The organism is Paenibacillus sp. J5C2022 (assembly GCF_025567625.1).
Classification (GTDB): Bacteria; Bacillota; Bacilli; order Paenibacillales; family Paenibacillaceae; genus Pristimantibacillus.
In genome coordinates this window covers 1-25047 of record NZ_JAOQJC010000061.1, presented here as the reverse complement: position 1 = coordinate 25047, position 25047 = coordinate 1, and the positions used below count along the sequence as shown (strand labels likewise).

General features: G+C 50.3%; 19 protein-coding genes. 9 read left to right on the top strand and 10 right to left on the bottom strand.

Annotated features, from left to right (window positions below):
- Positions 1–31 precede the first annotated feature (31 nt).
- Complete coding sequence (locus M6D81_RS29425; RefSeq protein WP_262680999.1) at positions 32–1003, bottom strand: metallophosphoesterase; 972 nt, start codon at positions 1001–1003, stop codon at positions 32–34.
- A 276-nt stretch (positions 1004–1279) separates the two neighbouring features.
- On the opposite strand from M6D81_RS29425, the gene M6D81_RS29420 reads away from it, so the two are divergent.
- Together M6D81_RS29420 and M6D81_RS29415 are read left to right on the top strand one after the other, a co-directional pair.
- A complete protein-coding gene (locus M6D81_RS29420) occupies positions 1280–2515 on the top strand; it encodes an MFS transporter (protein WP_262680998.1) in 1236 nt (411 codons plus the stop codon).
- An 85-nt stretch (positions 2516–2600) separates the two neighbouring features.
- Positions 2601–3809 carry a patatin-like phospholipase family protein gene (locus M6D81_RS29415; RefSeq protein WP_262680996.1) on the top strand — a complete coding sequence of 403 codons (1209 nt, stop codon included), beginning with the start codon at positions 2601–2603 and terminating at the stop codon, positions 3807–3809.
- Between the two features lie 34 nt (positions 3810–3843).
- Here the strand turns inward: M6D81_RS29415 and M6D81_RS29410 are convergent, their stop codons facing one another.
- The 3 genes from M6D81_RS29410 to M6D81_RS29400 all read right to left on the bottom strand — a co-directional run bounded on the left by M6D81_RS29410 (position 3844) and on the right by M6D81_RS29400 (position 6179).
- Positions 3844–4437, bottom strand: a complete 594-nt coding sequence (locus M6D81_RS29410) for a YdeI/OmpD-associated family protein (RefSeq protein WP_262681011.1) — start codon at positions 4435–4437, stop codon at positions 3844–3846.
- A 133-nt stretch (positions 4438–4570) separates the two neighbouring features.
- Positions 4571–5758 (bottom strand): NAD(P)/FAD-dependent oxidoreductase, encoded by a 1188-nt coding sequence (locus M6D81_RS29405; protein WP_262680995.1) that lies wholly within the window; start codon positions 5756–5758, stop codon positions 4571–4573.
- A 199-nt stretch (positions 5759–5957) separates the two neighbouring features.
- Positions 5958–6179, bottom strand: coding sequence for a hypothetical protein (locus M6D81_RS29400; RefSeq protein WP_262680994.1), 222 nt, complete (start codon positions 6177–6179; stop codon positions 5958–5960).
- 287 nt (positions 6180–6466) lie between these two features.
- Between M6D81_RS29400 and M6D81_RS29395 the strand changes: the two genes are divergently transcribed.
- From M6D81_RS29395 to M6D81_RS29365, 7 genes are read left to right on the top strand one after another with little or no spacing between them, the layout of a single operon-like run.
- On the top strand, positions 6467–7336 hold the full coding sequence (locus M6D81_RS29395; protein ID WP_262680992.1) for a carbohydrate ABC transporter permease: 870 nt from the start codon (positions 6467–6469) through the stop codon (positions 7334–7336).
- Between the two features lie 15 nt (positions 7337–7351).
- Positions 7352–8167, top strand: coding sequence for a carbohydrate ABC transporter permease (locus M6D81_RS29390; protein WP_262680990.1), 816 nt, complete (start codon positions 7352–7354; stop codon positions 8165–8167).
- A 19-nt stretch (positions 8168–8186) separates the two neighbouring features.
- Positions 8187–9548 carry an ABC transporter substrate-binding protein gene (locus tag M6D81_RS29385; RefSeq protein ID WP_262680988.1) on the top strand — a complete coding sequence of 454 codons (1362 nt, stop codon included), beginning with the start codon at positions 8187–8189 and terminating at the stop codon, positions 9546–9548.
- 3 nt (positions 9549–9551) lie between these two features.
- On the top strand, positions 9552–10781 hold the full coding sequence (locus tag M6D81_RS29380; RefSeq protein WP_262680986.1) for an MFS transporter: 1230 nt from the start codon (positions 9552–9554) through the stop codon (positions 10779–10781).
- Complete coding sequence (locus M6D81_RS29375; protein WP_262680984.1) at positions 10781–11377, top strand: glycerol-3-phosphate responsive antiterminator; 597 nt, start codon at positions 10781–10783, stop codon at positions 11375–11377. The genes M6D81_RS29380 and M6D81_RS29375 overlap by 1 nt, the downstream gene beginning before the upstream one ends.
- On the top strand, positions 11337–12548 hold the full coding sequence (locus tag M6D81_RS29370) for a bifunctional metallophosphatase/5'-nucleotidase (protein WP_262680982.1): 1212 nt from the start codon (positions 11337–11339) through the stop codon (positions 12546–12548). The genes M6D81_RS29375 and M6D81_RS29370 overlap by 41 nt, the downstream gene beginning before the upstream one ends.
- Positions 12502–13326: an HAD family hydrolase gene (locus tag M6D81_RS29365; protein ID WP_262680981.1), complete on the top strand. Its 825-nt coding sequence runs from the start codon at positions 12502–12504 to the stop codon at positions 13324–13326. The genes M6D81_RS29370 and M6D81_RS29365 overlap by 47 nt, the downstream gene beginning before the upstream one ends.
- A 73-nt stretch (positions 13327–13399) precedes the next feature.
- Here M6D81_RS29365 and M6D81_RS29360 read toward each other — a convergent pair whose 3' ends face one another.
- The 6 genes from M6D81_RS29360 to M6D81_RS29335 all read right to left on the bottom strand — a co-directional run bounded on the left by M6D81_RS29360 (position 13400) and on the right by M6D81_RS29335 (position 24948).
- Positions 13400–15271, bottom strand: coding sequence for a monovalent cation:proton antiporter family protein (locus tag M6D81_RS29360; protein WP_262680979.1), 1872 nt, complete (start codon positions 15269–15271; stop codon positions 13400–13402).
- Between the two features lie 194 nt (positions 15272–15465).
- Entirely contained in the window at positions 15466–16761 is a 1296-nt protein-coding gene (locus M6D81_RS29355) for an APC family permease (protein WP_262680977.1), read from the bottom strand.
- Positions 16762–16925: 164 nt separating this feature from the next.
- Positions 16926–17741, bottom strand: a complete 816-nt coding sequence (locus M6D81_RS29350) for a hypothetical protein (protein ID WP_262680975.1) — start codon at positions 17739–17741, stop codon at positions 16926–16928.
- 330 nt (positions 17742–18071) lie between these two features.
- Positions 18072–24203, bottom strand: a complete 6132-nt coding sequence (locus M6D81_RS29345) for a S8 family serine peptidase (RefSeq protein WP_262680973.1) — start codon at positions 24201–24203, stop codon at positions 18072–18074.
- A 225-nt stretch (positions 24204–24428) separates the two neighbouring features.
- Positions 24429–24707: a hypothetical protein gene (locus M6D81_RS29340; protein WP_262681009.1), complete on the bottom strand. Its 279-nt coding sequence runs from the start codon at positions 24705–24707 to the stop codon at positions 24429–24431.
- 52 nt (positions 24708–24759) lie between these two features.
- Complete coding sequence (locus M6D81_RS29335; protein WP_262680971.1) at positions 24760–24948, bottom strand: DUF3934 family protein; 189 nt, start codon at positions 24946–24948, stop codon at positions 24760–24762.
- Positions 24949–25047 lie beyond the last annotated feature (99 nt).

The window sequence follows — 25047 nt, the reverse complement described above, 5'->3', positions numbered from 1 at the left end:
TTTTTTCACTTAATCAAACTCCTCGTTCCATTCATTTAGCATCATCTTCATTCGGCCGATGCAGCGGAAGCTCCGCGATCGTACCATCGTTCTGTCTAATCCAAGTATCGAAGCCGCGTTCTCCTGCATGCAGCCGAATGACGCGGCCGCCCGTCTTGTAGCGATCGTTGCGCGCACCGTCCACATAGCTGACATAGCGGGTGGAGCGGCCGTAGCACAATTGGATGCCTTGCAGCTCTCCGCTGAAATCGTTGGCATGGTCGTGGCCGACGAAGATGCCCATAACGTCGCCCATCTCCACCATCGCCGTGAATATGCCAGAGTTAAGTCGAGGGGAGCTTACTCCCTCGAAGCAATGACCGAGACAAGTCTTCGTCTCCCATACCTCCCTGTACTCCGGAAGCGGAATGTGGAAGAAGGCCAGAGAGGGCAGCGGAACGCCTCCTGCCGTGATCGTTCGCTTGCGTGACTCCGTCACGTACCAGTCGATCTGGTCGCGGCGTATCCAATCATAGCCGCCGACGGTAGGCAGCTGCGAATAATCCCCGCTGTCCAGAAAGTAGAGCGCTGCGCAAGGTACGCCATCATGGTCCGTTAACGTCACGGAATAATTGCCGAAGCCGCTCACATGCGGCGGGTCCGGCTCTGCAACGGTATGACGGTGCGCCAGCTGCTCCTCATTCATCTCGCCTCGCGTGACCGCACCCTCTGAATCATGGTTGCCGAATACGGCGGCCCATGGAATGCCCTTCTCCTCGGCGACCGCCACCGCCTGTCGGAACGATTCGCGCGGATCGTTGCCGCGCGCGCTTGCCGTAACATCGCCTGCGAAGACGATCAGGTCCGGCTTCTCGTGCGCGATGACCGTCTCCATCGTCTCTCTTGCCCCCGCGTTTAAATCCGGCGTATCCGGATCGTAATCTCCTTCCGAAATAAATTCCGTATCGGAGAACTGAACGATGACGAACGAGCCGTCCTCGCGAAATGTCAGTTTTTTAGCCATTGCAGCTATCCCCTCTCTGGCTCTTGGAATTCCAATTCCACAATCATGCAACCGTACCATCGGACTCTCTTCAATTCTACGTTGACATTCTCAAGCCTGTCCAGCCCAAAAGAAACAGCAACAAGAAGCAAATTAAAGCAAAATAAAGCAAATAAACAATTGAAAAACGGCTTCAGGCAACTTATACTCAAGTTATCAAAAATGATATGGACAGTGCTCATTCTTCCAAGCAGCCACTTATTGCTTATTGTTTATATCTAACATTTAGGAGCAATCATGAACCTACCTGCAATAGAAGTCCGTCCTGCGAACGCCCAGCGTCCAGTCACGATCATTGCCGTAGTTACCGCACTCTGCCTACTCGGGGATTCCATGCTGTACATTGTACTCCCGATTTACTGGAAGGAAGTTGGTCTCAATGCCTTATGGGAGGTTGGTTTTCTTCTGTCCATCAACCGCTTTGTCCGGCTGCCGTTGACCCCGCTGATCGGCATGCTCTACAAGAGAATGCCGATCAGCACAGGCCTTATCCTTGCCGTACTGCTGGGCGTGGCGACCACGATCGGTTACGGCGTTTGCAAAGGCTTCATCCTTTGGCTCATTTTGCGCTGTATGTGGGGTGTCGCTTGGTCCTTCCTGCGGATGGGCGGTTATCTAGCCGTTATCCATTATTCGGATGATTCGAACCGCGGCCGTCTAATGGGGCGATATAATGGGATCTCCCGTTTGGGCAGCTTGGTCGGCATGTTGTTCGGCGGCATTTTCGTTCCCCTTGCGGGCATTGACCTTGTTTCGATCGTTTTTGGTCTGATTATGCTGACTGGTCTTCCTTTTATCACCATCTTTATTCCAGCTAAAAAAACGGGCAGAGCGGACCTTGCCCAATTAAGGAAGGAACAGCATGATCGTCCGAAGACGATATGGACAAAGCCCGTTATGAAAATTATTACGACCGGCCTGTTCATTTATCTCTTCCAGGCTGTGCTAAGCGCTACCTTAAGCTTGCTGATTGAAACCCATTATTCGAAGGAGATCATGCTGATCGGAATTGTCGTGACGAGTACGATGCTATCGGGTGTGCTGCAAGCGGCAAGATGGAGCTGGGAGCCGTTTCTCGCCACCTGGATCGGTATGCGATCTGACGGTCCGAAGGGGCGGCTGTCGTTATTCAGTCTGACGTTGATCGGATCGGCGGCAGGGTATGCGTTGATCCCTTGGCAGCTGCCGCTTTATCTATGGTGTACGGTCATCCTATTCATCATGGCGGCCAGTACGGCCATCTCAACCTTAATGGATGCACTGGCTTCGGATGCAGCCCGTACGTCTTCCGTTGTCCCCGTCATGACCGCGTATTCGATTGCAACGGATACCGGCGCGGCGCTCGGCCCGATATTTGTCTACTTGCTGATTGATTTGCCAGGCAGCATGATGTACATCTATGCAGGAATTGCTCTTCTCATCCTGCTCATCGCTTTATGGCATCGTTCGCATTTATTTAATCGTTTTTCATGATCTACGCTCTATCAAGATCTGTCTTGCCAACCTGGAAATTGAAGGATATAATGTGCACATTCCGAACTGCGGAGGGGAATGTAGCATGACTGAAATGGAAACGATAACGGCCAAGTCAGGGCTTGGACTCGCCCTTGAAGGAGGCGGAGCCAAAGGCGCTTATCATATGGGGGTTGTAAAGGCTTATCTGGAGATGGGGCATACCTTCGACGCGGTTGTCGGCACCTCCATCGGCGCCATCAATGCTGCGGTTATTGCGCAAGGAGACTTTGAGAGTGGTTATCGGATGTGGGAGATGCTGGATGCCCGCTCGATATTCGACATGAACGATGAAGAATACTTGCTCATGCTGCACCGCAAGCTGGATACTAGCACCCTAAGCCATTTGGCCGCACATACGAGGAAGCTGCTCGCCGGCAGAGGTATCAACACTCAAAAAATGAAACAATTAATCGCTTCTGTCGTCGATGAAGAAAAGCTGCGTAGTGCCTCAGCCGACTTCGGATTGGTGACGGTATCCCTGACCGACCGAATGCCCCATGAGCTATATAAAGACGATATTCCGCAAGGACGCTTGGCGGACTATCTGATGGCCAGCGCCGCTTTCCCGGGATTCCAGCCTACCGTCATCGACAACAAGTCCTTCATTGACGGCGGTCTGTACGACAACTGCCCGATCAACATGTTGGCTCGCAAAGGCTACACACAGGTGATCGCCATCAGGACGCGCGCACTCGGAATTAACCGAAAAGTCCAGTATCCAGACATTAACGTTACAACAATCGCACCCTCTGAGCCGCTCGGCGGCATGATGAGCTTTAACCCGGAAGCCATTCTCCGCAGCCTGAATATGGGCTACTATGATGCCATCCGTCAGCTTAGGAGCTTACAAGGGCGAATCTATTGCATAGACGTTGGCAGTCTGAACGAGGAGATGTGCAAAGAAATGCTGGAGACTCTTCCGGGCGACAAAGTAATCGGGATTGGCCGCATGCTTAGCATGGACGGCGGCTTGTCCCTTCGAGAGCTGTGGAGCAAGGCCATCATGCCGAGGCTGTCTGCCAGCATGCGACTGCCGGAAGACACTTCGACCATGACCTTCATCATCTCTCTAGCGGAGACGCTCGCCGCAGCCAAGGGCGTGAATAAATACGCCATTTATTCCTTCGACGAGTGGATTAACGCTGCCGTATCCGGGCCGCTCCGACACACTTCCGGATTCGACTTTCACAAAGTGGCGCTGTGCATGGCGGCACAACGGATTCTGGAAGCCATCGAGCTGCCCGCCTGTTAATTAAGCTTCTTCCCGCTTGGCGCAATCTGTGTCGCTAATCATTTAATCCTTTGCCATCGAGAATTTGCGGCATGCACTTCTCCACCCTTGCCACGCGGGTTTTGGCTTGCTTGGGTGTGGTGAAGTGAAGAATATAGGCTCTTTGCCGTCCCGGCGTCAGTGCTTCAAAAGCGGTTTTCAAAGCCGGGCTTTCATCCAGCTTCGTTTGAAATTCTTCCGGGATGACATATTCCTCATGCTTCTTGAGATCCACCTTCAAGCCGGATTTTTCAACTTCTATGGCTTCCTCAATATACGCTTTTATAATGGCTTCCTTATCGATGATCTCTTGAACATTGGTGAACCGAAGCTGGCGTGCGGCCTGCACATTTTCTGTCTGTTGAATAAGGATGCCATGGGGGTCCTTTAACAGAGCGCCTTTGTGAAATAGCATTGCGCAATATTCCTTGAATCCATGGATAAGCACAATGTTCTTGTTATCTAACGTGTAGCAGGGATGCATCCACTTGATATCTTCGGTCAGATCGCAGCCAAGTGCAATCATCCTCAGCTCTTCGAATTCTTCCCTCCATTGCTTGGCCTTTCTCATAAAGCCATCTACCTTCGGGTTCTTGGCGCCACCTATCATCTTCATACCTCCAATTCGCTGATCGCTTATCCTATTCATCATACTATCATTTTTACTCGCAGCCACCAAATGTAAAACCCGACCTGAGCCGGCCGGGCTTTTCATCATTGGTTTCCTGAATGATCGCACACAACTATGATGGCAATAAGCTTGCAGAGTCCCATGTGTATTTTCTTAGTTTCCAACCCAGTCTGCCAGTCATTATCATATTCATTCCCCATATACGCGTCCATACGAGTCCCTGTTCCGGACCGAGGCCAAAACAGAAAAAGTCCATAAAGCTTTTATGCACCGGTGCCGTTCGGCCTGCGAGATCGGCCATCATGACTTTTCCAAGCCTTGTCGCCTGAGCCGTCGCTTCCTTGCAAGTTTTGCCGTCAGCTTTCCCACTGGCCGGATCTACAATTTGAGCGCAATCGCCGATGCAATATACCCCATGAGCTCCCTGAACCCGGTAGCTTTCATCTACCATCGCGTATCCTTTCGACGTAACAGGCAGTCCCATGCTTTTCAGCACAGGGTTAGGCATAAGCCCCAGCGTCCAGATGCATAAGCCGACTGACATCGTTTTGCCACTGGATAAAGTCAACGTACCGCCTTTTTCATGCAGGACTCTGCTGCCGTGTATAACCGTTACGCCCTTCGCGTTAAGGAACTGTTCCAGCTTTCGCCCGATTTTGACCGGCCCTTCTGGAAATAGTCTATCATTGGCATTAACCAAATTCACCATCACTTCATTGGGGTCGAGCCCCAATTGTCTCGCATCTTCACGAACGAAATGGGCCAGCTCAGCAGAGGTTTCAATACCGCTAATTCCCGCTCCTCCAACGGCAATCGTCATTAACCGCTGGCGCTCTGTCCCATTCTTTTCATTTACGGCTTTCCTTAAATTCGAGCACCATTCCTCACGTATCTTTTTCGCGGCATCTATGCTCGATAGCGCAATCCCGCCCTGTGCGGAATCTGGTCGACGTATCACACTGCCGGCGGCTACTACAAGAACGTCATAATGGATCGAATGTTCATTTCCGCCGAAATCCCGGTACAGTATTGTTTTTTCTCCCGACTCGATTTTGGTTACGGCAGCCTGTACGAATTCAACTCCTTCTGGAAACAGTTTTGTCAGAGGGACCTTTATGTCTTCATCCGTCACTGCGGGTTTGAAGAGCAATACTTTGCGCAGATGATAAGGATGTTGATCGATGAGAATGAGTCGAAGCCGCCGTGTTCCTCCATCACCTTTATATGTTTTTCTTATGGCCTTAACCGCATTAATTCCGGCATATCCTCCACCTATGACGATGCATGTCAGTTCATTCATCTCCACCACTCCTCTTACCGTTTGCCAATATGACGAGATAGGAGGATCGATTGTGACGTTCACAATTCGGGATGAATTCGATGCCTGGTCACCTAACCGACGAATTCTCCCTGAGCATGCAAAAAATCCACAATCGCATGCGGTTGTGGATTTGCATTTTGCATAACATCCTTGCAGAAAATGATTATTCACATCATACCTAAGCTTGCTCGTACCATCGCAACAATTCACGCGTCTCTTCTTGCGGTGTCTTGCATGCGGCTTCAGCCTGCTTCTGTTTCATACCTGCTGCCTCGGCTAGTTTCTCCTTCATACAAGCGATCGTCATTTCTTCGGTCATGCACTCATGCCCCCGGTCGCAAGTATAACAGTGATGAAGAAGGAAGTTCGTTAGCTGCTCGTCTTTGTATGTGTTCATCATGAGTATCACTCCTTAATACCTCTGGTTATATTTTCATTTTAATGCTATTACATCATATTGTATGTGATTTTATTCACAATACGATTTACAAACTTTCCACATGATGCGAACACTCCGTTAACAATGCGAGGTTAAAGTATAGTCAACAAGCACGCAATTGAATATGTAATGACAGTGGGCTTAATTGCAGAGAATGCCCGTGACTTCCCTCCTCCATTCCTGATGGAGCCGTGAGGGGAGTCGCGGGCTTTTTGTTGCGTTCATTTCAGCTTAGAGGAGGCGCAAGATTGAGACGATTTCCATGGCAGCCCTATTTGTATTTATCACCCGTCCTGGTGCTTTACGCGATCTTTTTTGTTTTTCCGTTTTTCTTCTCCCTCTATATCAGCTTTATGGAGTGGGATCTGCTGCTGGACAAAAAACAATTTGTCGGCTGGAGCAATTACAAGGAGATCCTTGACAAGCCGCTATTCTGGAAGGTGATCGGCAATACGCTCCTGTACATGGCGTTAACGGTGCCTCTGTCCGTTGCGCTGGGATTAGTTTACGCGCTTGCCGTCGAGCGAGCAGGCAAGCTCCGTTCCGTGTACCGGGTATTGTTTTTTGTTCCGGTAGTCGTCAGCGTCTCGGTGGCAGGTCTCGTATTCTCGCTCATGTTCTCGCCGCAGAACGGATTGATCAACGAATGGCTTGCTCTCTTCGGCGCAGCCAAGCGCGCTTGGCTTCAGGATACACAGCTGGCGATTTACGCGCTGGCTATTGTAGGCGTATGGATGTCCTTTGGCTACAACGTCATCCTGTACATTTCCGGATTGAAGCAATTGGACAACGAGGTGAAGGAAGCGGCGGCCATTGACGGCGCAAGCGGCTGGCAATCCTTCCGTCATATGACGTTCCCGATGCTGATGCCCGTTCATATGTTTGTCTGGACGATCACGCTGCTTCACTCCTTGCAAGTGTTCGCCACGGTGCAAATTATGACGCTCGGCGGTCCCAACAATTCGACGAACGTCTGGGCTTTCTTCATCTGGCAAGAGGCATTCCAGTTTTTCAACACAGGTACGGCCAGCGCGGCGGCGACGCTATTGTTCATTGTTGTGCTGGGCTTGACCGTAATTCAGGTGCGCTGGATGCAGAAGCGTACGCAATGGGTGTAGGGGGGGACTGGCAACTTGAAGCTGCGCAATCATCTGTTGTTGCATCTATTTCTTCTATTGTCTGTACTTGTGGTACTGGTGCCTTTCATCTGGATGTTGACGGTGTCCTTGTCCCCGAGCTCAGATCCGTTCCGGCGCATCGCCTTTCTTATACCGACGAGCGTCAGCTTGGAAGGTTACTTGCAAGTGTTCCGGCAGGCGCCAGCAGCCCGCTGGTTTATGAACAGCGTGCTGCTGACGAGCGTACTAACCGCAGGTCAGCTGCTGCTCGGCATATTGGCCGCGTATGCCTTCGCCAGGTACCAGTTCCGAGGACGCGAGACTCTATTCTTCTTCGTCCTGTGTACGATGATGATTCCGCCGCAGGCGATTATGCTGCCGGTCTATCTGGTCGTCAACTCGTTTGATTGGGTGAATTCCTATAAGGGGGTGATCATACCGCACATCGCAAGCGCGTACGCCATTTTTGTGCTCCGCCAATTTTTCATGGCTATTCCAAGGGAGTTGGAAGAAGCATCCAGAGTGGACGGCTGTCACTCCGTCCAGACCTTGTATCACATTTATTTAAGGGCCTCAGTGCCTACTCTGTTCGGCGTCGGCCTCATTCAATTTGTTAACAACTGGAACGATTATTATTGGCCGTTTCTCATTTTGAGCGATGGAATGAAGATGACACTGCCGGTGGCTATCGTCCAATTCCGCAACGACAGCTACATCGAATGGGTGCCTACTATGGCGGCTGCCACTTTGTCTGTCTTGCCTGTTATCGGGATCTACGTGCTGGCGCAGCGGTATTTTACGGAAAGTTCATTGCATAGCGGAATTAAATAACCATTCAGGAGGAATCGAAATGAAGAATCGGTCGGGTTTAAATATGATGTTGGTAATCGCGTTATTTATGCTGCTGGTCGGCTGCGGACAAGGGAACGCCGGCTCCGGAAGCAACTCCGATCCATCGGCTTCGCCGGCTGAGACGGAAGCCGCTTCTAATAAAGGCAATGAGACGGATAAGGTAGAAAAAGCGATAGAGATCAAATTTATGCACGTGTTTGGCGGAGCTCAGGGCGAGGCAATTCAAGAGCTGGTCGACCGTTACAACGCTTCGCAGAGCAAGGTTGTTGTGACGGCTGAGCAGGCGCAGGGCTTCTATGACGGACTTCTGGAGAAGCTTCAAACGCTTGCGGTGTCCAAGCAGCTGCCGGAGGTGGCGATTGGCAGCTACGCGAACGGGGAATTCATGTCTACACGGATGCCCATTCGTCCGATGCACACGTTTATCGATAAGGAAGCTTATTCAACCGAAGACTATACGGCTCAGATGCTAAAGCTGGGACAAGATGCAGAGGGCAAGCAGCAATCACTTCCTTTTCTTGTCAGCACGCCATTGATTTATGTCAATCTGGATCACTTTGAGCAAGCGGGTATTCCGGTAGTGGAGCAGCCTGAGAGCTGGGAGCAAGTAAGAGGCTGGGCAAAGCAGCTTGCCGATGCGGCGCCGGACCGCGGCGGAGTCTACTTCCAGATGGACTTTGATACGTGGATGTTCCAGACGCTGCTTGAAACGAAGGGCGGAAGCTATGCGTCCGTAAAGGATAAGGATGTGCAGTTCAATGACGAGGCCGGCAAAGAAGTGCTTCGCTACTGGTTGGAGATGAGGAATGAGGACAAGTCGATTCCGATGATGAACGGTACGCAAGCGGCTGAAGCTTTCCAGAGCGGCAACCTGTCCATGCTGGTGGCTACAACGGGCAATCTCGCGAATCTGGCGAAAAATTCCTCCTTCAAGCTGGGCATTATGCTGCTTCCGACTTGGGAGGGCAATGAAACGTCTCGCCGCTTGCCGGCTGGTGGAGCAGGCTTGTACGTATTCCAAAGCAATGAGGAGAAGGAAGCGGCGGCGTGGGACTTCGTGAAATTCGCGACTTCACCTGAAGGCTCTGCCCTACTGGCGCAAAAGATGGGTTACATGACGGTACGAGACAGCGCCCGCAATGAGCTGATGGCCGATTACTTGAAGGAAAACCCCATGGCGGCCGCTACTTACAAGCAAGCGCAAGATATTGTACCGTGGTTCAACTGGCCGGGCGATGCGGGAACGCGTGCGACTCGGACGCTGCTTGATCACATTCAAGGCTCATTCTCCGGCGATATGACCGGTGATGAAGCGCTGGACAAGGCTGCCGTGGAAATCGAAAAGATATTGAGGTGGTAACAGGTGAAGCGTCCAGCTGCGATCGGTTGGGCGCTGCCTCTTCTAACAGGCTTGTCGATGCTGGTAACCGGGATGATGGAGTCCATGAAAGGTTTTTTGCCGGACTTCTTCCTGAACGAATACCAGTTTGATGCGCAAACTAGCGGACTCATCTTTGCGTTCAGCTCCGCTGGATTGCTGGGGGCCAATGTGCTTGCCGGTCGCGTAACGGCATTATGGGGATGGCAGAAAGCCTTTAGTAGACATCAAGTGATTTTTACGGCAAGCATGGCCCTCATGGCGCTGCTGTCCGCTTCTTCCGCGGCGGTATGGTGCGGTTTGTTCCTGATGGCTGGCTACGCCAACGGAATCGTTGGCATGATTTGCAATGTGGTCCTTCCACTTGCTTCACCGGAGCGGGCGGGACAATTACTGGGACGGCTGCACTTTATGATGGGCTGCGGTTTTATGATTGGACCGCTTGTACTGGAGCTGATCGTAAGCGGCGGAAAGTCGACTGCCGAGGCCGCGGCGGCGTGGCCGCTCATTCTATTCGCCTTTGCTGTATTCGGCGCGCTGCTCGCTTATGCGGGGATAAGGCCAATCTGGCCAAGCGGGGATGGTGCGTCCAAGGAGAAGCGTTTGGTCGAAGCGGCGAAACCGCAACGTCTATTCAGCCGAGGATCCATTGTCCCGCTTCTGGGCTTTGGCCTGCTGTACTTTTGCTATGTCGGAGCAGAGGTCGGCCTTACCGTCTGGTACCGCCCCTTGCTGATTCAGCACTATCACATTGAGCCTGGTATAGCTACGCTGTTGTTCTCAGTGGCGTTTGGCGGCTTTACGGTCATGCGGCTTGGCGTCAGCCGAAGTGTTAGGCGCTGGGGTTACAGCGGCACTCTTATTCGATGCGCGGCGCTGGCTGCCCTGAGCCTATTGGGGGCCAGCTTGGTTCCGGGCTTGCCCGGCGCTCTCGGATACGCAGCGTTTCTAATGGCGATTGCGATGATCTTTCCGACATTGACAGCGCTGGCTGTAAGCTATTGGGGGGAGCTCGCCGCTTCACGCATGGGGTTGTTTTTTGCTTGCGGCTTTGCGGGCGGGGCTTGCTCCACCTGGCTAATCGGCGCGCTGCAGCAATCCGCCTCGTTCAGCCATGCCATCATGGTGGTGACGGGATTGTTTCTTGCCTTTACCGCAGTATTGTTTGGGGTGCTGCGTATTCCTTTTCGACCTATCGACAGGAGAGTGAGCTAATGAAATTACATCATCTGCTTAGTCCGTTCTCGGTTATTGCGGCAGTCAAGACAGAGCTGGATATGGCCAGAGCGGAGCGTACAGGCGTACGGAATGTGTTCCTGGTTCGTTCAACGTTGAACGAGTTAAGGGCGTACAGCAAGCAAGCGGAAAAAAGCGGCATGCGCTTGTTCGTCTATTTCGACATGATCCGCGGATTGTCACAGGATAAGGAAGCTGTTCAGTTCCTTCTCAACGAGGTCGCCGTATGCGGTATTGTGAGCAACAAGGCGCATATTGTCAAGGAAGCGAAGAGACTCGGCGTATTCGGCATATTGACGATGTTCCTGCTGGACAGCCATTCGCTGGAGCTGAGCGGCAAAGTGATTAACGAGCTGCAGCCAGACGCGATCAACATCGCCCCGGGCAACTTGCCCAAGAACGTTCGTGAGTTGTCCGAGCAATACGATGTGCCTATCATTGCAAGCGGACTGATTACCTTGCCTGAGGAAGTCGGGAAGCTGTATGAAGCTGGCGCTTGCGCAGTATCGACCAGTCAGTCGGAGCTATGGTCGATTGAATGGAAGATGCTGGAGCGGGAACAGCATGCGCCATAACGATGAAGATACCATTACTTTGCTGTATACCAGTGATGCGCATGGGCATTGGGCACGCGCTGACGGGCAGTCGGGCGGGTCGCTCGCTTGCGCAGCTCAATATGCCGCGAACATCAGGAAAGTGCGGAAGCATGTATGGATGATCGACAATGGCGACTTGCTGCAAGGCACTCCGCTTGCAAGCTATATTGCCATGCATGAGGGAGAACGCGGAGCGAAGATGATCGGGGATCTTCTTCGGGCAAGCGGAGTGGATATAGCGATTCCGGGCAATCATGACTTCGATTACGGTCTGCCTTATTTAAGAGCGATTATTGCGTCCTCCTCTTGTATGTGGTTAGCGGCGAATGTGCGTCATCGCTCAGGAATAGGGCTGGCGGAAGGTTATCATATCGGCGTATCCGGAACAAGGCGGATCGCATTCATCGGCGTTACCACGCAAGTGCCGTCATGGCAATATCCGAATCGGCTAGAAGGCTGGCAATGGCATGACGAGGTGGATGCAGTCCAGGCAATCGCAGACAAGCTCCGTCCCTGCGTCGATGCAATCGTCGTATGCTGCCACGGGGGAGTGGAACAGGGAGACGTGCTAGAACCTGAGAACGCCGCCCTCCGAATCGCGCGTGAGGTGAAAGGGATTGATGTGCTCCTGACGGGCCACCAGCACGACCGCTTCGTTCGGCGGGAGGGCAAGACGCTTATCCTGCAGCCTGGTTCCCATGGTGGCAGTATCGGTGAAGTGACGCTGACATTTGATGGTGCGAATAAGGAAGGGATGGTATCGGAAGGGCGAATTGTTGATTTGACCGAGCAAGAGGAATCTGCAGAGGTAGTAACTGAAGTGCTGGCTGTCCGGAAGCTGGCGGAAGCCCAGCTAGGCAAAGTATTATGCGACTGCGATGCTAACTTGCAACTGCATGATTGGCGCGACTTGACGCGAAGAGAACATCCGCTTGTGGAGTGGCTGCACCGTGTGCAGCTCAAGGAGAGTCGTGCTCAGCTATCTGCCGTAGCGTATGTGGGAGAGAAGCCGCTTGCGGGGCTGTTAGAGAGGGACGCCGGCTCGCAGCGCATGCTGCAAATCGATTTTACGTCCAACTGGGAGATCATAGGGAGGAATGAGGATGACGATTCATGCAGCGAGGGGGACTCCCAGGGCGGCGGCCTTTGATATGGACGGGACGCTTCTGCGCTCGGACGGCACGATGTCTGCTCGAACGGAGCGAGCGCTGCGACGATATAGCGACAGCGGAGGCATCATTATTATCGCGACAGGAAGACCGCCGCGGCTAGTGCTTCCGTTGTTTCCGCAATTGGCGGTAGCGGACTATTTCATTTTTAACAACGGAGCCGTTGTGGTTAATAGCGAAGGGGACTGGCGAGTAGAACAACCCATCCCCAACGATACGGCGCATCGGCTCCATCAGCATGTGCTGAACCGTCACGCGGACGGTATTTGTATATGGGAGGTGGCCGACCGATGGCATGCCAATCGTCCGCTCAGTGAGGAAGAAAAAGCCTGCTTTCTAGGGCCCTCCGATCAGCTGGAACCGATTATTTTATCGGAACAGTGCATTCGAGAACTGCAGCCGTCGAAGATGCTTCTGCCGCGGGCCTATGATGTAGAGGATTTGTCCGAAAAGTTCCAGAATGAGCTAAACATTTACAGGCTGTCCAGCGCGCCATGCGTGGAAATGGCTCCAAGAGCGGCAAGCAAAGCGTCGGGTGTAGAAGGAATTGCGCTGCGGCTTGGTTTGTCCGGCGGGGAGATCGGCGCGTTCGGAGATGATTATAACGACTTGGCGATGTTCCGTTATTGCGGACATTCTGTCGCTATGCATAACGCGGTACCCGAGCTCGCTTCCATCGCTTCGGATACAACGGCCAGCAACGACGAGGATGGTGTCGCGACGAAGCTGGAGCAGTGGCTCCATGAGCGTGAGGGATAAGTGCTCTACTCGCTTTTTAAAAATTCTAATGTGGGAAAAAAGCGACTGATCTAAGTCGCTTTTTCTCATCCTACTATTCCAGCTCCGCCTTTAACGCCTGTATCGATTCCGGACTTCCGCTGACGAGCAGACGGTCATTCGGCAGCAATTGTGTGGCGCCATGCGGGATAATGATGGACTCGCCGCGATAGATGCGCAGAATGAGCGCGTCGCCGAGGAAAGGCAACTCCTTCAATTGGGCATTGGCATAATGCGGATTGTTCATTCTGACTTCCTGCAGCGAATCGTCCTGTGACAGCAGCATGACAGCGCTTGGGTATTGAATTAACCCTTGCAGCAGCATGCGAGAGGCGAACAAGGTCGAGAATACGTTGAAGCCTTCATCCTGCAAGGATTTAATCAAGTCCGGACTCTCTGCGCGTACGATCATATTTTCGAGGCCGAACGATTGGGCTTGACGCGCCAAGATCGCATTATGCTGCTCATCCATCGATCCGAACACAATGACATCCGTATTGAAAGCGCCGGCCTTCAGCAAGGTATCGACATGCAGATCGGAAACGGCAATGAGCGGAAATCTCCCGTAATCCTGCTTGGATGTCTCATCTCCGGTCGAGGCGTCCGCACTATAGATTTTAATCTCATACCCATCCTTCAGGAGATCCTGGGATACCGGCAGCGTGATATGATTGGCCCCGATCAAGGATACGCGCCTTCGGGCCGCCTCTGCTCTTGGCACCTGTTTATTGAACAATACCGGAAAGAGCAGACAATTGATGACGCAGACCAGTATGACGGCGCCTTGCAGCTCAGCCGAGATAATGCCAAGATCGTAAGCGACAGATGCCGCCGCTATGACCAAGCTTAGCGTGCTCGTCATTAGCAAACCGCCGGAAGAGGCGTATTTGAACCGGAACCAATAGCCGAGCAGCAAGGTAGGCACATACCGCGCGACGAAGATCAGCCCGCTAAGCAGAGGGATCAGCAATACGATCTTCCAGTCTGTAATGAGTGCAGGAATATTCAGAGTTACACCCACCATAATAAAGAAGATCGGGATCAAGAAGCCATACCCGAAGGATTCCAACTGATGTACCAGCTCACGGGACGGACGCAGCAGCGACACGATTACGCCCGCCAGGAAGGCGCCAAGGATGCTCTCCACTCCCAGCGTCTCGCTCGCCACCACGAGCATCAGAATAAGTGCGAATATAGCGCGTGTTCCCAGCTGAGCCGTGCCGCCGCTAATCGCAGTGATCAGCTTGGAGCGCATGAACCTTGAGGCAAAGCGGTACACGACAAACACAAGAACAAAGAACAGCCCCAGCAGCCATAAGCTATTCGTACTGCCGGACTGCAGGCTGATATAGACGCCAAGCAGGATCATCGTAATCAGATCGGACAGAATCGTTATCATAAGCAAGGTCTGTCCATAAGCATGGTCCAGCAGCTTCTTCTCCTTCAACACGGGCACGACAACACCGAGTGAAATAGAGGCAATCATAATAGTGAACAAATACGGCTCGGTTATGTAGTGCAGTTGCTGCAGCAACTGGGCGCAGCCGAAAGATACGGCTACGATCAGTACAAAAACAACGCTGGACAACAGCAGCGGATTAGGCGGTTTTCGAATGCTGAGCTCGTCCATGTAATGATCTTTGGGCAAGTGGGCCAAAATGACCGCCGATTGCTTCTTCGGCTTAAACAGGGACACATCCAGCTCAAGTCCGCTCAAAAACATCAAAAAAATGAGGCCAAGCGTCGAAAGCTGGCTCACCCAGCCCTCCGGTTCGATCAGATTGAAGCCAGAGCTGCCAATAAGGAGCCCCACAAAGATCTCCGCAACCACAACCGGAATAACGCGCAGCTTGAAATATTGCAATAAAATTGGCACCAGAAAGGCCAGTCCCACTACGAGCAGCAGTGAAGTCAAATCGTTATGCATCGCTTCCTCCTAATAGGAATATTTTCGCAATTAAAAAATATTATCCCCAATTTATTTCAGTCATCCTCGTTGAATTCGACTTTTCCAGACACTTTTCCTCTTGAAATCCTAATTCTTAACAAATCCGCTCGAAAAAAGTTTATCGCCCAACAGCAAAAACCCACAACCTCATGCGTTGTGGATTTGCTTGCTTACTATATTTGTCGCTGCCTCCGATACAACCACTCGATCACGAAGGACAGTCCAACCATAACCGCGATGATCCATAATTGCTTCGGCGCTTCCAGCAATGCATGCAGCAGAAGCACACCTAATGCAATGGAACAGAGCAGGATTCCTGTAAAGGGAATCCAATAGCGACTCTTCGTCTGATGGCGAAGCTTAAGATTAGCTCCATTCACGGCGGCGAATAAGATGAGGAAACCGGCACTGCCCATTGTAGATATGCTGGACAAATCGAAGCTATTGGCAAATACAATCGTGAGTCCAGTCGTAATGAGCAGCCCTTGAATGGGACGCCGCCAAACTTTCCGTTCGAGAAAAGCTGGCAGTTCCCCGTCCTTCGCAATCACATAGCTAACCCTTGCCGCCCCATATAACGTCGCATTAATCGCCGAGGCCGTGGACAATACTGCGGCGATTGCGATTAATGTAAATCCGAACGCGCCAAGAAAAGGCTTCGCTGCCATGGCCAGAGCGTAATCCTCGGCTTCGGCTATATTCGCGAATGAAAGGTTCCCCACCGTAACCATCGCAATACTTACATAGAGCACGATAACGAAGCCGACAGCGGCATAATAGGCGCGGGGCAGATTGCGAGCTGCGTGCTTAACGTCGCCTGCGGTATTGGCAATCAACTCGAAGCCTTCATAGGCCAGGAAGATAATCATCGCTCCTCCAATCATGCTGAAAGGACTCGCCCACTCCCCAGGGGCCATGCTGCTCCAATCAACGGTCCAGAAGCCCGCACTGATGAATACAACTAGAATGATGACTTTAAAGAGTACAATCCATTCCTCGGACTTGCCCACAAGCTTGGCACTGATTATATTGAGAAGGGTAAAGAGCAGCACAACCGAAGTGATTAATACGTGCTTCCACATGTCCGAATGACCCTCAGGCAAAAAAACGGCTCCGTAACTGCTAAAGGCACTGGCATACAACGATAACATGACGATATAACTCAGCCATAGCAATATGTTCAGCGCCCCGCTGAACAGCCCCTTTCCAAAAGCCTGATTGAGAAATTCCACGGTTCCTCCTTCCGAAGGATATCTAACCGACAACTTGGCATATGAATAGGACGTAACCAGAGCAACTATGCCGCCAAACAAAAAAGCCAACGGCGTTCCACCCTTGGCATATTGAACGGATAAGCCTAAAACGGCAAATATACCTCCCCCAACCATCCCTCCGATGCCTATTGAAATCGCTGACATTAATCCAATAGATCCCGGTCGATCTTGTTCCGTACGTTTAGAAGCGGACAAACGCACTCCTCCTTTCTGCTATCCATACGATCAGCTTCTCAAGGTAAACACTTCTCTATTTATTATGCCACGCATTGCAATTTTGCGCGACACTGACCGCGAAGAAGCCTTCAGCCTTTCTAGCGCTGACGAATAAGGAGTAGGAGGAGGTCATGGTGATTCGTCTATGCTACGTGCCTCTCCATCCAGGACGCCACTCTTGCCAGCAAGTCGGCTCGCAGCCTAACAAGCTCATCATATTCGTAGAAGAACAATACCTTCTTCTCTGCAATCGTCGTCCCCGCGGGTTTCTCCGTCAACACAAAGTTCATCCAGGATTCTGCCATATCTTCAACAAAATCCGTTGCCGCATACTCGCTCACGAATTGCTTCTCATCATAATCGTACTCGGGTTCCGGCCAAAATGTCGCGTAAAACTCCAAAATATAAGCATCCTTGCTAACGCATCCTTCATCGAGGAATAGAGTCGTGCAGCTTCTTTCCTCTTCGAGCGGGTCTACCTGATCGGAATTGAGCGCAAGCAAGTGACCGAATTCATGAACGAGAGTGGCTACTTTCTCTTCCGGAGTCATAATACCAGGGTCTATATTCATGCCAAGCGACCACTCCTGCACATTATCTTCATTCTGAGAGACATGAGCAAGCGTATCTACATGCGAGAAAACCGAGAAAGCTGTCACCATTTCCCGTTCCTCGAGAGGAAACAGCCATGTGAAGTCGTTCCACAGCCGTTCATGCCCGGCTGCATCCGTCGATTCTTTACTTCCAACGAAGTCATTGCCCTCGGTCTCATATTCCGCTATTATTTCTTCGTCTTCTTCGGACCGTTCCTCATCTTCTTCGCTCATTTCAACAGGCTCCATCTCGACAAAAGATCCATAACGCACTGCCAGCTCTTCTGCGATTTGATCTCCCCAAGCTGTGCAAGTCTCCGTATTGTCACACTCGGTTCGCAGCGCACAGCTGCCCGCCTCCGACACAAGCTCCTCCTTAGAAGAACATGTGATCATTTCACCTTGCTCACTTTTCATATCCGCTGTTTTAGATTGAACGCTGGATACTTGAGTTGCCGGACTAGCAAGCTCATTACTTTCATCTAATTGCTGCCCTCCGCAACCGGTCGCGCTCAAGCAAATGATTATACTTATACTAGCTAAAAAATAAGAATAAAGCCTATTAACTCGCATTCTATTCCCTCCTATTATGTATCCGGCCCGCGACATACTTCCGCAGACCTGGCGTTGACAGATAATGAAAGCACTGCGACTTCTCATGCTGAGGCCGCAGTGCTTAGTGAATCCCGGTAACTGTTACAATTGAAGCATGCGATAAATCATAACCGCTGCCTGAGCTCGACTCGAGCTATTGCGAGGCGCAAATGCAGTTTCCGTTAACCCTTGTATCAGACCTTCCTGACTGGCCCAATCGACAGCTGTCCTGGCCCACTCTGAAATCTCATCACTATCCTCGAATCGTATTGGATTCGTCAATGGCTCTGATGCCGGGTTCATAGCTCGAACAATCATGACTATCATTTGCTCGCGCGTGATCGCTTCATCGGGACGGAATGTGCCATCCCCCCACCCGGCTACAATGCCTGTCTCGCTGGCGGACTCCACGATAGCCGCATACCATGCATCAGCAGGAACATCCCTATAATAACCTTGATAATCCGCAACAGGCAGTTGCAGTGCTCTGACTAGCATAGCGGTAAACTCGGCGCGAGTAACTTGGTGATCCGGTGCGAACAGATCGCTGGACGATCCTTTGAGTACATGCATCGAAGCGAGCAGCTCGATCTCATCCTTTGCCCAATGGCTGGAAAGATCCGTGAACGTTTTATGATACGCTATGGCCGCGAACGTCCCCAATTGATTTGTCTTGATCATTAGCTTGTTCCCATCTTGATCGGAAGGAATGCCCATATAGCTCCATCCCTCTTCTGCGAGACGATATATACCCACCTTCCTTTCATCGGCAACAAGTTTATTAGAGTATGTCAGTGTAATCGCGATCTCATCCGACAGCATGCGGTTGGCTTCACCTATTTCCAACACAGGGGATACGATGGATGTTTTGTTGTCGGATAGAATGGTTACGCCCGCTCGGGTATCGAATGGATTTATCTTTACCTTAAGTTGAAAGCCTTCCTCGCCAATAAAATCGGAAATGGCACTGTTCGGAATTCTGATTTCAACCTGACCATCTTTAAATAGAATATCCTTGCCCGATTCCTGGAGCAACAGAGACAATTCTTTCTCCAAGGTGAATCGCAATTGTTGGAAGGATTCCTTAGTTAATTCAGAGAAGTCTATCGTTACTTCCGACTCCCTCTTCTCTTGTACATGCTGCTTCACGAATGCGTGAGCTAATTTCACTTCAACTGCGTTCGGGTCATCTTTATCAATGATAGTAGAGAAAGCTCCCTCGTCTTGTTGATTGTCGGTCTGATCAATAGGCGTACCCGGGATAGGGGGATGATTACCGCCGCCCGCTTCTTTTTCCTTCGTGACCGTCAAATGAATGAGGGTCCGATTGCCTGCTCTATCCTCCGCATGAAGGACAATCTCATTCTCTCCCTCACTTAATTCAAATGTTTCATGGAACGGTCTTTCATCCGCTTCGCCTGCCTCAATTTTATAGCCAAGAGCACCTAAGATTTGACTATCATTGATCCCGAAATAAAAGCTGGTCAGCCCATCCCTAACGGTTCCTTGCAACGAAATGGATGAAGCGGTGGTGATCGTCTTGCCTTCAAATATTCGCCTGCCGTCTTCCGACTCCTCGGTCTCGGTTAATGCCAAGTCGAGATTCGTCAATTCGATCGTTGGCGATGTTAGATCGACGATTACCTTCCTGTGGTGATAGCCGGAATTGCCTGCTGCATCCCGATAATGCAATTCAATATTTTGAATTCCTTCCTCCACGAAGGATATCACTTCATTAACAAAGGTAAAACCACTATCACTCTCCACCTGAACATGCTCGGGTTCAGCCATGCCGGGTACGCGAAGGCTGACCGAATCTTCATCCAGATCATCGGCGTAGACAAAACCTTCAAACGCTACGCCAGCTCTATTCTCTTGTACACTTATTATCTCGAAAGAAGTTGGTCTGAAAACAATCCATGCCGGAGCCGATAAATCTCTTACAATCGTATACGTTAAGGTTCCTTCCCCTCCCTCTTGATCCGTGGCTGTTATTTGAACTGTTACGGTGTCTTCATCTTCGTAAGATGTAAGATCCAGCATGTAGAACGTATCATTCACAGAAAGCGGGCGCTCTTCTCCATCCACCTTCAGCGTAACAGCATACACATCCTCACTTATATTAACGGATGGATCATAGTCCCAATCCAATGCGAGATAGTCCTCATTCGTTCGAATCATCGATTCCGAATCCCCGTAATCCAGCAGCCCTGTTGGGTATATGAACAAATCAGCGTTGCTTTTGTCCAACAATTGATCATTGGCATCATAAGCGTCCAGTTGAAGGGTGAAGTGACCGGAACTTAGGCTAACCGTCTCCAAATGGTACGTATACACAGCATCCGTTACGGAAATGTAGACCGAATCCGTCACACTCTGTCCTTCTGAATTAAAAATGTTGAAGGCGGCGTTGTCGACATCTTCACTAAATCGCATCGTGACCGGCAGATTGGCATCATCTACCACGGTGTACGCTTCTTGAGCAAACTTCACATCGAACAGTTTCACATTGCGAATCGTGACGAGTTGTTGACCTAACAATTCATCTTCCCCAGTCCAAGCTTGCAGCGTTAGCACCGTTTCTCCATGAGGCGCATCATAATAAAATGTATATTTTCCTGGTTCATTTATTTGCTGTTGCGACTGCTGATCCGTCCCCTCCACTGACATCGTAACGGCTTCCACGCGTTCATCAGAGACATAATAACTGATTTCGATGGGCTGCGTAAGGTGGTGATGAGTGGTAATCGTCTCATCTACTGCGAGAGACATCGCATTAAGCCCCTCAATCGATTCCTCGATGAACGCTATCAACTCGCCCTCTGCATCAAATGCTCTGATCGATACGGTGTGATCGCCGTAAGTCAATGGCAGCGGATAGGAACTGCGCCAATTGGATTCTGCAGCAATACTTCTCTCTTCCTGATCGTCCACCTGTATAGTCATATCCGTTACAAGGCTCGATGCGCTCCAGGCAAAATTCACGATGGCCGTATTGTTTACAGTGGAAACCCCATGATAGATAAACGGCAATTCCGTTCCCGCTTCGACTTGTGTCACGTTGCCGGCATAATCATAGGCTGTAATAATGACATAAGGGTCTTCCGGCAACTCTTCGATAGGAATCGTCACCATGAAATTCTCATCATCTCCAGCTACTGAACCTTCCAGAACGTGAACACCGTTCCGATCATAAATGTCAATATAACAATAAAAGATGCCCGTCTCGTCCTCCCCGACGATCTGAAGGTTGGTTATTCCGTCTTCCTCTATCAGTTGTCCGCTGATGATCGGTTGTTCGGTATCCACTTTGACAGGATACACATACTCCTGTATGTCATCATCTCCGACACCATAAGCTTTGGCCATCACTTGAATATAATATTGACCGTCTGCCACCACTTCACCATTCAGCGTTCCGTTCCATTCTTTCAATTTGCGAATCGTGGTCCCTGGACTCGTCGCTTTTCTTTGATGGTTTCCTACCATAAAGGTTTGAAGGCGATTGTACTGACTGTCCAATAGATTCACTTCTAACCGCTCTGCACTGCGCAATAAACTGATCTTGGGTACAATCACATCCAAATTGCCATCGCCATTCGGGGAGAAAGACGCATACTCTTCCCAATAGTCATAACCCATGCTCATACCGAGTGGATAGTTTTGCGGGATATCCTCGAATAACCCTGTCTCCCAAAAATAGGATTCATACTCGGACCAATGCTTATCAATCACTTCAGGTTGATTCCAGTCGCCGTAAAACCCAAAATACGGAACAATGATAGTCGTGTCGTCCAGCTCATCCGTCGGAGTCAGATAAATCCAGCCGTCCACAAATTGATTCACGTCCAGATCATCCGGCAATTGCAGCGTAACGTCGATCAGGCTTGTTGTGTGAGCAGGCACCGTCAACGTTTCTTGATCGAACGACACTTCAGCCCCCGCTAATTCCTCCAGGGTTAATTCGTTGTACTCCAGCCCATCATCCGTGTCTACAAAAGTAGCATCTATATAGGAGTCACCCTCCAAACGATACGTTCGTTCTTCGTTCCCCACATTTTTCACTTGCAGGGAAAATGTGATCGTTGACTGATCAAATGCCTTCAAGGCTACTCCAGGTTCGCCGTTCAAGCCGGTTGCCCATACCGTCGATGCAACAGCCTTATCCACCTGAATGCGGCCTGCCCCTTGCTGTCGAACGGAATAAGGAGTGTCGGTTTCAGGATTAATCAATATGTCAGCAGTATTCGACAGCACCGTTGTTACATCTTGCGGGATGTAATCAATCGAACGATTCCGAAAGGATTCAATAACGAGCGCAGATGCGCCGGCAACTACTGGAGCTGCCATAGATGTTCCACTCTTTTCTCTATAGTCATCATTCTCAACACTGGAATATACATCTTCGCCCGGTGCCGTAAAATTCGGTTTGAAATTCAGATGAGGTTCAGGACCCCATGACGAGAAGTCGGTCATCCATTCCATTTCAAGATCGGCCAAAACCAAATCATCCGCAAAATGCAAAGTTAACGGCATATTCGCATCCAGCGCTTCTTTCATCGTACGTCCATGGTCGCCTCGAATGAACACGGCAGGAATACCTTCATTATTGGAGAATTCCTCCATTTCGACATATCCTTCTCTATGATCGTTATAAATTATCGCCGCTACTGCGCCGTTAGATGCAGCATTCGCTGTTTTATCGGCGAAGGATCCTTCCCCGCGTTCCATCAAAGCGATTTTCCCGGAAACATCAATCGTTGCGAAATCGGATACCCGACCAAATCCTGCATCCACAATTTCGAATTCGCCTTCCAGCGAGTCTGGAGAAGGAAGCAAATCATACGGCAGCATCGCTACCTGCTGCAAATCGCTGACCTCTTCTGTCTCGCTTTCAATGGGTACGTTTAACTCAAAACTGTCGTAATAGCCAAACCGATTGGCAGAGGCGGCAACACTGATGGCTGACGGGGAAATGCTGGGTGAACCGACTGTTGCATAGTCACGCATACCCGCCAGAGGATAATAGGCATATTCTGTAGCATAACTTGAATTGCCTGCCGATATCACAACGACAACACCTGATTTCACCGCATTTTCTATCGCCTGATTCGCCGGATCGTCAGACACAAAAGCTTCCGCTTCCATTCCGAAACTCATGTTAATGACATCGGCGCCATTCGCAACAGCATGCTCAATGGCAGCGATATACTCGACTGAGTACGTAAATCTCCTGGAGCCATTATTAGAAACCACTTTTTCGGCCAGTATCTTTGCCTTGGGAGCAACGCCTTTGAAAGGCATCCCGCTTATCGTTCCGCTAGCGTCATAACCTGCTGCGATGCCCGCTACATGAACGCCATGCTGAAATCCCGTTCTGTCGACGATATCGTTATTTCCATCCGCCCAATTGTACCCTCCAATGATACGTTCATTGTAGCCTTGCCCGTTGCCGGTGACAAGAGATAGATCTTGCTTCCCTCCCAATGCCAAGGTCTCACGACCATTCCCGCCGAACGCGGGATGATAATAATTGACGCCGGTATCAATAATCGCAATGGTGATGTCTTCTCCTTGCAGCCCTGTATCCCACGACTGCTCGATTCCGATGTTCGGAGCGCCATAGAAGTAATCAGGCTCAGACTCTACTTGTTTTTGATCATATATTTGGGCGATATGTACATCTTTCACTCCAGGAATCTTTTTAATTTTATGAATATCCCTATATAATACTTCGCCACTGAAAGCGTTTAACATGTTCTTGAATTGATAGCCCTTCATTAGCCACACATTCATACTGTCGATCGTATCCAGCACCTGCTGCTGACTTGTATGGATCTCGCTCTCATAGGTTTTAACTTGAGCAGCATTCGCATCCTTAAAGTCTACTTGACGATCTACTAGTTTCTCGGAAATCGATTGACCTGTCATTTCAACAATAACTTGGACCTTGTCATTCGGCTTGTAGTCCGTTGCCTGTGCACCCAATTCACTTGATTGTCCAGACCGTTCCTTGCTCTTTATCAAGGTTGGATCTGCCTGCTCGCGCTCTTGCAGCCACTCTTTTTTCTTTTGTTCCGCATTCTCCAGTGATTGCTTGGACAATTCATTGAATAGTGACAGTGTGGTGTCACCCGCAGCGGATGGATTGGCGGCAGACGCAATGTTCATAATCGGTGTAACCATCAATAGAACAATGAGTATAAAGGAAATCTTTCGGTAAACGTTTTTCATTGCTTTCTTCAGCTCCTTAGCCTTGCAGTTGTCGAACGCTCATGCTCGATTCCGTTCATTCCAAATTCTATCAAATCAATAAAATGATGAATATTAACTAAAGTTAGCATTATTCAACATCGTTCGCTCCTTTTCGACATGAAGAAACCCACAACCGCATGCGGTTGTGGGTTTGCTTGTCGCCTGTTGTCCAAGGCAGTTCGAATCTTCGATTAGAAGAAACGATTAGATAGAGGCTTTCGCTTTGTCCAGCATCGTATTCCAATCTGCGAAGGAAGTTTCTCTAGCGACATGACGATCAAGCAGCTCACCTTCAATATGAACAAGATCCTCTTGCGTCCACGCTTGAAAATTCCCTTTTTCCAAAAATTCACGAAAACTCTTCGAGTTCGTATACTCGCTCATGAACGATTCATTGAACAGCTTATCCAGCGTCAGATTGGACGCATCCTCCTGATTCGTACGCTGCTCCTGCAACTCCTTCAATAAATCATCAAATGACATCGACGCTTTCTTTCTCAAAAAACCACTCCTACATTTTTATTATTCACTATTTTTATGCTCCAGACTTATTCCCATTATTTTTAACGGGGGACGTATCTGCCGTTCCGTCTTTCCGTTTCGTACCCTTACTCTTATATGGCTTAGGGGCATTCTTGGCACGTTTCTCAGCGGCCTGCCAGCGGTTCCAGCCCTTTTTTCCAGTTCCTCTACCCGTACCGCCTTTACCTTTTGAACTGCTCAATTCATCACTCCGTCAAATTCTCATGTCTTACCATAACATCAATTATACGATAAATCCACTTGAAGTTCTATGGTGAACCACCAATCCGACCTCGACAAC